Source organism: Rahnella sp. JUb53, from assembly GCF_004346065.1.
Lineage (GTDB): Bacteria > Pseudomonadota > Gammaproteobacteria > Enterobacterales > Enterobacteriaceae > Rahnella > Rahnella variigena.
This window is the reverse complement of record NZ_SLYT01000025.1, coordinates 1-4,184: the sequence shown is the minus strand read 5'-3', so window position 1 is coordinate 4,184 and position 4,184 is coordinate 1. Positions and strand designations below refer to the sequence as shown.

The window sequence follows — 4,184 nt, the reverse complement described above, 5'->3', positions numbered from 1 at the left end:
CTGCCGTCCGTGAGTATCAGCCCGGTCGCCACCGACAACATCGTTAACGCGACGGAAATCAACGCCGATCAGACCATCAGCGGCAAGGTCACCAACGCGGCGGCGGGCGATACCGTCACCCTTACGCTGGGCGGCAAAACTTACACCGCTGAAGTGCAGAACGACCTGAGCTGGAGCGTCAGCGTACCTTCTGCCGATCTGAAAGGATTTGGCGACGGCGACCTGACGATTTCCGCCAGCGTGACCAATCAGCACGGCAACACCGGCAGCGCCGATCGCGAGATCAATATCGACGCCGGTCTGCCGGGTCTGCGCATTGATACGGTGGCGGGCGACGATGTCGTCAACAGCATCGAGATTAATCAGAACCAGATTGTCAGCGGCACCAGCACCGATATCGCAGCAGGTAGTTCAGTCACTGTGACCATCAACGGCGTCGATTATCAGGCGACCGTTGGCGCGAACGGCGCGTGGTCAGCGGCGGTTCCGGCAGCGGACGTGGCGAACTGGCCTGCGGGTGCGTTGAATATCAGCGTGACCGGCAGCGATGCTTCGGGTAACTCAGTGACCATCTCGAACAACGTCACCGTCGATCTGAGCAGCGTGGCGATCACCGTGGATACCATCGCGGTGGACGACATGATCAATGCCGCCGAAAAAGCGGCAGACCTGACGCTGAGCGGTTCAACCCAAAACGTCGAAGCCGGTCAGACCGTGACCGTGAACTTTGCGGGTCATACGTACACCGCGACTGTGCAGGACAACGGCAGCTGGAGCGTGAAGGTTCCGGCAGGCGATATGACCAGCCTGAAAGACGGCGACGTGACCGCAACCGCCAGCGTCACCAACGTAGCGGGCAACAGCGCGAGTGCAGCGAATACCGCCGAAGTGGACGCGTCTGCACCGACGGTAACTATTCAAACCATCAGCGCCAGTGATGTGCTGACCGCCATCAATGCGGGTACTGAGGTCACACTCAGCGGCACCAGTACGGCGCAGGCCGGGCAGACAGTCACTATCACGCTGGGCAGTGAAACTTACACCGCGACGGTAGCCGCAGACGGCACCTGGACAACCGGCGTGCCGAACAGCGTGTTCTCCGATCTGGGCGACGGTTCTTATACCCTGACCGCCAGCGTCAGCGATATCGCAGGTAATCCGGCGACCGCCACCGGCACCGCGCAGGTTGATCTGACCGCGCCGGAAGTCACGATTAATACCGTGGCGGGCGATAACGTCATCAACAGCACCGAACACGGCCAGGCGCAGGTGATCAGCGGCACCGTAAGCGGTGTGGACGCGGGTTCTGTGGTCACGGTGACCATCAACAACGTCGATTACCGTGCGGTCAGTGATGGCTCGGGTAACTGGAGCGTCGGGGTTCCGGCGAATGTGGTCAGCGGCCTGAATGATGGCAGCTACACCATCACCGCGAAGGTTACGGACACTGCCGGAAATACCGGTTCTGCCAGTCGTGACGTGACGGTGGAAACCACTGCGCCGGTATTTGTCATCAATGACATGGCGGGTGGCGATAACATTCTTAACGCTGCCGAAGCGCAGACCACGCTGACTGTCACCGGTACGGTGACAGGGCTGGCTGATGGCGCGACAGTTATCGTGACGCTTAACGGCCTGAACTATCAGGGCACCGTCAACGGCGGCGTCTGGAGTGCAGATATTCCGGCCAGCGACCTGGCGAATCTGGGGCAGGCGCTTTATCAGGTCAGCGTCAGCGGCACCGACATTTATGGCAACAGCGGTTCTTCTGCTAAAACGCTGCAAACCTCGTCCGACAGCCCGGCAGTGACCATTAATACGGTCGCCGGTGATGACGTGATCAACGCCACTGAAATCACGCAGGATCAGGTGATCAGCGGCACCGTCACACACGCGGAAGCGGGACAAACCGTCACCGTGACCGTGGGCGGTAAAACCTACACCGCAGAGGTGCAGAACGATCTCTCCTGGAGCCTGACCGTTCCGGCAGCCGATCTGGCCGCCATGGGCGACGGCAGTCTAAACATTTCCGCCAGCGTGACCAACACCAGCGGCAACAGCGGTTCCGGTGAACGCGATATCGTCATTGATGCGGCAATCCCGGGTCTGCGCATCGACACCATTGCCGGCGACGATATCGTCAACAGCATCGAAATTAATCAGAACCAGATTGTCAGCGGTACCAGCACCGGTCTGGCCGCGGGCAGCAGCGTGACCGTGACCATCAACGGCGTCGATTATGCGGCGACCGTCGGCGCAGGCGGCAAGTGGTCAGCGGCAGTTCCTGCGGCTGACGTGGCGAACTGGCCTGCCGGTGAGCTGACGGTCTCTGTGAGCGGCACCAGTACAGCGGGCAACAGCGTCACCATCAGCAATGACATCACCGTTGATCTCAGCAGCGTCAGTATCGCCATCGACACGGTTTCCACTGACAACATGCTGAATGCCGCAGAGAAAGCGGCAGATTTAACCCTGAGCGGTACTACGTTAAACGTTGAAGCTGGTCAGACGGTGACCGTTATTTTTGCGGGTCACAGCTACACCACTCAGGTGCAAACCGGTGGGACATGGAGCCTGACCGTTCCGGCTGCGGATATGACCCTGCTGAAAGATGGCGATGCCTCAATTCAGGTGTCGGTAACCAACACTGCCGGTAACAGCGCCAGTGCGGCACAGGATGTGACGGTTGATACCGTTGCGCCAGCCATCACCATCAACACCATCGCCGGTGACAATGTGCTGAACAGCGCGGAAGCGGGCGCAGATGTGGTACTGAGCGGCACGTCGACGGCAGAAGCCGGTCAGGTGGTGACCATCACCCTGAACGGCAAAGATTACACCGCGACCGTTGGCACCGACGGCAGCTGGAGCACTTCAGTTCCGGCGGCGGACGCCTCGGCGCTGACCGACGGCACGTACTCTGTGAATGCCACGGTGAAAGATGTCGCCGGTAACAGCAGCAGCGTCAGCGGTTCGGTGCTGGTGGATATCACTGCGCCAGCTCTGACTATTAACACCGTTTCCGCCGACGACGTGATCAACGCGCAGGAGCATCAGCAGAACCTGTTGATCTCCGGTGGCAGCACGGGCGTTCCGGCTGGCGGTCTGGTGACCGTTGAAATCGACGGCCACAGTTATACTGCCGCCGTGGATGCCAATGGCAACTGGAGCGTTGGTGTACCGGCAAACGTAGTCAGCACGCTGACCGATGGTTCCTACACCATCAGCGCAAGCGTCAAAGATGCCGCAGGCAACGACGGTTCCGTCACGCACGACGTCACGGTTGATACCGTTGCGCCGGTTCTGACCATTAACACCGTTGCAGCCGACGACGTGATCAACGCCATCGAGAAAGGCGAAGCCCTGACCGTCAGCGGCACCAGCAATGGCGCGGACGGCAGCGTGATTACGCTGAACCTCAACGGCCAGAACTACACTGCGACCGTCAGCAACGGCGCGTGGACGCTGAACGTTCCGGCATCCGACGTCGCGAAACTCGGTGAAGCGGATTACACCCTGACCGCCAGCAGCACCGACGCGGCGGGTAACACCGGCAGCGCCACGCACGACATTCTGGTCGACAGTTCTCTGCCGTCCGTCAGCATCAGCCCGGTTGCCACTGACAACATCGTTAACGCGACGGAAATCAACGCCGATCAGCTGATCAGCGGCAAAGTCACCAATGCGGCGGCGGGCGATACCGTCACCATTACTTTGGGCGGCAAAACCTATACGGCTGAAGTACAAAGTGACCTGAGCTGGAGCGTCAGCGTACCTTCTGCCGATCTGAAAGGATTTGGCGACGGTGACCTGACCATCAATGCATCAGTCACCAATCAGCACGGCAACACCGGCACCAACGATCGCGAGATCAACATCGACGCCGGTCTGCCGGGTCTGCGTATCAACACCGTGGCGGGCGACGATGTCGTCAACAGCATCGAGATCCAGCAGAACCAGATCGTCAGCGGCACCAGCACCGATATCGCAGCGGGTAGTTCAGTCACCGTGACCATCAACGGCGTCGATTATCAGGCGACCGTTGGCGCGAACGGCGCATGGTCTGCGGCGGTTCCGGCAGCCGACGTGGCGAACTGGCCAGCGGGTGCGTTGAATATCAGCGTGACCGGCACCGACGTGTCCGGCAACAGCGTAACCATCTCGAACAACGTCACCGTCGATCT

General features: G+C 60.2%; 1 protein-coding gene. It reads left to right on the top strand.

The window, feature by feature from the left end; translation table 11 throughout:
• The coding region (locus EC840_RS25095) for an Ig-like domain-containing protein (protein ID WP_132967447.1) at positions 1–4,184 on the top strand (4,184 nt) is incomplete at both ends.